The 5,681-nt window shown below is 32.9% G+C and carries 6 protein-coding genes; all 6 read left to right on the forward strand.

Annotated elements, in window-relative coordinates; genetic code table 11:
* Nucleotides 1-134 precede the first annotated feature (134 nt).
* Complete coding sequence (locus AC07XN_RS23010; RefSeq protein WP_494744755.1) at nt 135-695, forward strand: hypothetical protein; 561 nt, start codon at nt 135-137, stop codon at nt 693-695.
* 95 nt (nt 696-790) lie between these two features.
* Nucleotides 791-1,867: a hypothetical protein gene (locus AC07XN_RS23015; protein WP_309912486.1), complete on the forward strand. Its 1,077-nt coding sequence runs from the start codon at nt 791-793 to the stop codon at nt 1,865-1,867.
* A 1-nt stretch (nt 1,868) separates the two neighbouring features.
* The gene (locus AC07XN_RS23020; protein WP_494744756.1) at nt 1,869-3,290 is read left to right on the forward strand and encodes a hypothetical protein; all 1,422 of its coding nucleotides are present in this window, start codon (nt 1,869-1,871) and stop codon (nt 3,288-3,290) included.
* A gap of 179 nt (nt 3,291-3,469) precedes the next feature.
* A complete protein-coding gene (locus tag AC07XN_RS23025) occupies nt 3,470-3,889 on the forward strand; it encodes a GNAT family N-acetyltransferase (protein ID WP_494744757.1) in 420 nt (139 codons plus the stop codon).
* A gap of 39 nt (nt 3,890-3,928) precedes the next feature.
* Entirely contained in the window at nt 3,929-4,780 is an 852-nt protein-coding gene (locus AC07XN_RS23030; protein WP_494744758.1) for a DUF5694 domain-containing protein, read from the forward strand.
* A gap of 36 nt (nt 4,781-4,816) precedes the next feature.
* A partial coding sequence (locus AC07XN_RS23035; RefSeq protein WP_494744759.1) for a hypothetical protein occupies nt 4,817-5,681 on the forward strand: 865 nt, incomplete at its 3' end.

The following is a 5,681-nucleotide window of genomic DNA, read 5'->3' on the forward strand; positions in this document are numbered from 1 at the left end:
TTTGTCGTAATTCACAAAATAAACAAGGAGGTTTTTATTGGGCAAGCCATCCACAAAATTCGGGATGACTCATGTTTATTTAGCAATTAATTTAATTATTCAACGTTTCTTTACAAACACTAAAACCTAATAATATGCAAACAATTAAACTAACTTTCATAAGCATTTTTGCTTTAATGGTAGGAGTATCATGTACTTCTCAGAAAACAATCATTTCACAAAACCAGCATGAGACACAAAAGGCCGTTGAAGTGGCAAAAGTAGAACAAATGCCAAGTTCAACGTTGATGATTGAAGCAGCCCATGAAAAGCCAAGCCCTGTGTTATATGCATCAGCATCAGAGGTTATTCACATTGATGAAGCAAACAATGAAACAGCCGTTGAATTAAAAAAAGAAAAAATCAACGCAATGTTAGACAAAGTAGTTTTACAAAAAAATGAAAGTAAGACTATCGCTACTACTCGCAAGGCTAATTTCGTAGAGAAGCTTATTATTAAAAAAATAGAGAAGAAAATGAAAAAAAGTGGAGTACAATCTGCTGATTTTCATAACTGGAATCCAAACTTAAAAATCGGTGTCATTCTTTTAGGCGTTGGTATCGTATTAGCCATCTTTGGGCTAGGCGTCGTAGGTGGTATATCAGCCTTCATTGGGTTGTTATTTGTCATCTTAGGCTTACTTCAAGAGGTATAAGTGGTTCAAATCTGCCATTCTTCATAATTTCTTTGTCGAATAAAATATTTTTTTACAATTTCGGTTTTTATTGAAACCAATTATTCACGACGCTTATGTCTTTTTTCGACAAGTTGAAAAATGTTTTCCGTGGCAATAATCCTACCATTGAAAATACAAATATAGAAATACCCATCACAGAAGAGGTATTATCAAACGATGATACGTTGGTGCAAATAAATAATATTGCACCAACGTTTTCTAGTCCTGTCAATGACCAACCCGACTGGCTTATCAATGAAGATATTCTAAGAGATGAAGGCGTTATCTTTGGGTTGTCGGGTTCCAACCCAGACGAAAAAATCTCCATCATCCGTCACTACTTTTCTCAACAAACAGCCGAAACGGAAAAAGTAATGGCCCAACACCAAGAAGAAATTGGTGAGTTGAATTATTGGATTAATGAAAAGGAAAGTTTAGTTAAAGATATTGAACAGCAAATTCAGTCTCTCAAAAACCAAGAATTTACCGAACAACATCATCTATTAAGAACAGTAGTTGGATTAGCACTAGCTATAGGTATTGCGGTAGGTAATTATTTCTTAATTAAAGAATCGTTGCAAGGACAATTCCAAGAAACTACCTTTATTGCTTTAGGAGTATTTGGAGCAGGAATGTTTAACCTTTTCGGGCGTATTTCATTCCTCCACGACGAAAGTAAAGTAAGCACTTGGAAAAGACTATTAGAAGAAATAGGCATGCCCTTGGCAGCATCTTTCTTTGTATTTGCCCAAATTTATGCTACAAAACCTCCCCTTCAAGCATGGGCTTTGTTCGCTTTCATATTCTTTTTATTCATGTTTTCGGGCAAATTGTTCTTAGGAAATTTAACCATTTTCAAGGATGATTTTACCATCTTCCAAAAGCGAAACCAACTTTACAAAGATAAAATCAAGAAAGTAGCCGAGTGGGAAACAGACATTGAGAAACATAAAGCCGAAATCGAAAAATATCGACAAAGGAAACAAGATATTTTGCCTGAACTGACTAAATTAAGCACTATCAATTTGAAATTAAATGCGCAAAGAGATATGCTGATTAAAGTATTTGAAAGTGAATATCATTTGGCTCAGAATTATAAAAATAGGTTGAACAACAATCAAGTGACAACAATTTTAGGAGAAGAAGAATAAAATGGAAAATACAGAACAAAATAACAATCGTATGCCCGTAAATACTACGCCTTCGCATACTGAAATGTACGATTTTCAACATGGCTATCATGGAGGACTAGAATCTGTTGATAGAAATACTTATGAAGGTTTTTTGTCTTCGCAAGTAAATTTCGAGTGGTTAAGCCGTCAGCTTAATGAAAAAAAACAAGAACTTTCTGATTTAGAAAAAGTTACTGAACACATTAAAGCTCGCTATAAAGAAGCTTATGATGCTCTTCAAGAAAGAATGTTAAAGGTAAATCTTGCAGGGAAAAATCGTGACCGTCTTGAAAATCAATTAGCTGAAAATCAAGAAACCTCCTCTACCCTTCTTGAGAAAAGAAAAATCAATTCGCATCAATACTCATTGTTTGCAGGTATTATTTACTTTCTGGCTGGAGTATCGTTTGTGGCAGGGGATTTAATTATTTCACACGAAATCGTGGCTTATGCCCTCAATATTCGTAATAATGTTGAAGCGTGGTCATTTGCTGTTGGGTTAGCCATGTTGTCTATCCTTTTGAAACCTGCTTATGAAAGATTGGTGGAGTCGCCTTATACGACTGCATCTTCTTTAAATTCTAAAAAGGTATACGTTTGGTTCAAAAGTATTACGGTCGTTTTTGCAGTGGTTACTTTGTTTATTTTGGGTTGGTTCAGGTATGAGGCCTATAAAACCGACAAAATGAAAGAAGGTGTTAACAAATCTATCAAACAGTTACAAAATCAAAGCTTTGATCCTCTTAATCCAACGGCTCCACTACCAATAGCGGTTACCCGACAAATTGATGAAAAATTAAGAATTTTTGACCAACTGAATGAAAAACTAGTAAACAGTCCTTGGGCTTTGGCTTCTTTTGTGCTTTCGGGTGTATTATTTGCTTTGGCTGGCGCAATTTGTTTAGGTATTGCATTCCCTGTTTTACAATGTTACTGGGCTAAATGGTTACAAATTGACCCTAAGTTAAAACGACTTAAGAAGGAGAAGAAACAATTGATTACTGCTTTAGAAGGCGTTGAAAAAGAGTTGGCAGACAATATCACTCAAAAAAATATTTTTGAAAACGACTTGCAATTGCTCCCTTCTTTTGAATCGTTAGAGTTACAAAAGAAAAGTCTTTTAGAAGAAATTAAGGATATTGAAAGAGAAACTCGTTTAGCAGAAACAGATTCAAGGATTGGTGCATATAACGATGGTTTTGGAAAAGGTTCGATGGTAAGGGAAGTAATCAATGCAGATGAAGTAAATCAATTTGTAAGAGATAATTATTTCGATACGGCTACTTTGGCTAGTAAAGCAAAGGCTTCATCGGGTGATAAAGCAATGTTCTCTAAACGTCCAAACCTTCGTCCTCACCAGCAATTACGTAAATTAATTTCTGAAGACTTTCAGGAGGAATAGTTTTTTGATTTGAAAATTTGAAAATTAAAGGATTGGGAAATTTGAAGGTTTGAAAATGTAAAGGCTTATTAAATTGATGATTTAAAAAAAAGTTTAGGAACCAAGTCATGATTTACCAATTCACAACTCACTAACTCACAATTTAATCAATCACAATTCACTAATCACTCAATAAATACATGACTATAAAGACAGCAAATACTGAAGCAGAGGTTCGAAAATGTTGGTATGTAATTAGTTTACTTCGTCCACATCTCACCGAAGACGTATTTGTAGAAACAGTACTCGAAATGCTGAGTGAGGGCTATCAATTAGCTTATATCGAAAAAGATGATGAAGTAGTTTCTGCCATTGGTTTTAGGTATTTACAAATGCTTTATAATGGCAAACAAATCTATATCGACGACCTCACTACTTCAGACAAAGTTCGTGGCGAAGGTTATGGAACGGCTTTATTAGATTACGTAATCGCCCTTGCCAAAGACAGAAATTATGATTGCGTCACGTTAGATTCTGGTCCTACACGCCATACTGCACATCGTTTGTACTTGAACAAAGGTTTTCAGATTAGTAGTTATCATTTTATGAAGAAACTATAAAAGTAATAAAACATATATAATATTTGCACATTTCAATAGATGAAAAAACTAAGCCTAATTACACTCGTAACAATTTGTTTTAATACATTAAACCTCTTCGCACAAAAAAGTGAAATCAAACAACCTTCTTCATTTTTCCCAAAAGAAAAAGCACAAGTATTAGTCGTCGGTACTTTCCATTTTGATTATCCCAATTTAGACGTCAATAAAATAAATGATGGCGATAAAATTGACGTATTAAAGGAACCCAAGAAATCTGAAATTACAGAACTGGTCAATTATATTAAAAAATTTAAGCCCACAAAGATTGCTATTGAAGCCACTCCAAAATGGAATGCTTCAGAAAAACTCAGACAATACAAGGCTGGTAATTCAGGAAATGAAAGAGACGAACGCTATCAAATAGCGTTGAGGCTAGCTAGTGAAATGAAAATGGATACTATTTATGGTATTGATGCTGGTTCTTTTGATGAAGATTTAGTAAAATTAGATTCAGTATATTTTCAAAAGTTATTCAAGGATTTTGATTTCCAAAATGACGATAAGTTCAATGCAATGTATATGAAATGGTTTGATTATGAAGAAAAATTGCCAGTCACGACAAACTTATTGAAATATATCAAACGCATTAATACTAGCGAATCTCATAAATTAGGTTATGGAGCATATCTGGTAGGAGATTTTAAATTAGATAATCAAAGAGGTGCCGATATCTTATCTATCTGGTGGTACAATAGAAACTTGAGAATATTCAGAAAACTACAAGAGATAACCGAAAGTAGTAAAGATAGAATATTAGTAATCTTTGGAAATGGACATGCTGCTGTATTAAGGCAATTACTAGAATCTTCGCCAGAATACAAGTTTATTGAATTTGATAGTTTGAAGTAAAGCCGTTTGTATATAAAGATAATTAAGCCCTAATTTATGAAAAACAACTATGAAAAGAAGGAGAAGTTTTCTATCTATATTAATCTTCCATTCATCTGTATTTCATTAATTATTATTGCTTTCATTGCTTTTTTGACGATAGTTATTCAAAAAGTTTTCAATACCCAACAACAGCTTTTTCATTTATATATACTCCCATTATTTTTCGGACTTATTTTTGAATATTATCGTATTATTCAAAAATGGAATGTTGTTTTAGGAACAGCATTAGCTTCTTTTATGCTAAGCTTTACAGCATTCTTTCCCTTCAAAAATCAAAGTCAATATTTAATAGAGTCACATATTGAAGTTTGGCCATTCTATTTCTTGGGTAGTTTCTTGTTGATAGCAGTTTGCATAGGCGAAGTTAAAAAACCATTAACAGAAGGTATTACTTTAATACAATCATTGGCTATTATTTACTGGATTTTTGACTTTGGCTTAGTCCAAAATAATAGTATATTCTCAAAAATACTTATTGGTTTAGGTCTAATATTCTGCTTACTTTCTTTTTTGAATGCTTTCACTTATTTAATCTTATCAGATTTTAATAGGCTACTATTAAGTGCTTGGAGCTCTATTATTATGTTTATATTTTCTGTTGATAATATCATTAGAGTTTACAAGAATGAATCAATTGAAAATATCTCAGTCTTGTCTCAACAGGCTTATGTTATCATACAATATTTTGTTTTAGGTATTTCAAGTATTCATATTGTTACGAACTTTATTGGATTAGTAGCTTTTATTCCTCTCCCTTTGAAAGAAAGGTTTTTTAACAGCCAGTATTTTTATGATCTAAAAACTTTACATATTGAAAGATATTCTGAAAAACAAGTTAGCATCTTTGAATCCTTTATTT

Source organism: Arcicella sp. GW458-12-2-14-TSB2, from assembly GCF_059423785.1.

Bases quoted from the DNA above. Each gene is read 5' to 3' on its own strand.
- AC07XN_RS23010 (WP_494744755.1), top strand. From the start codon at position 135: ATGCAAACAATTAAACTAACTTTCATAAGCATTTTTGCTTTAATGGTA.
- AC07XN_RS23015 (WP_309912486.1), top strand. From the start codon at position 791: ATGTCTTTTTTCGACAAGTTGAAAAATGTTTTCCGTGGCAATAATCCT.
- AC07XN_RS23020 (WP_494744756.1), top strand. From the start codon at position 1,869: ATGGAAAATACAGAACAAAATAACAATCGTATGCCCGTAAATACTACG.
- AC07XN_RS23025 (WP_494744757.1), top strand. From the start codon at position 3,470: ATGACTATAAAGACAGCAAATACTGAAGCAGAGGTTCGAAAATGTTGG.
- AC07XN_RS23030 (WP_494744758.1), top strand. From the start codon at position 3,929: ATGAAAAAACTAAGCCTAATTACACTCGTAACAATTTGTTTTAATACA.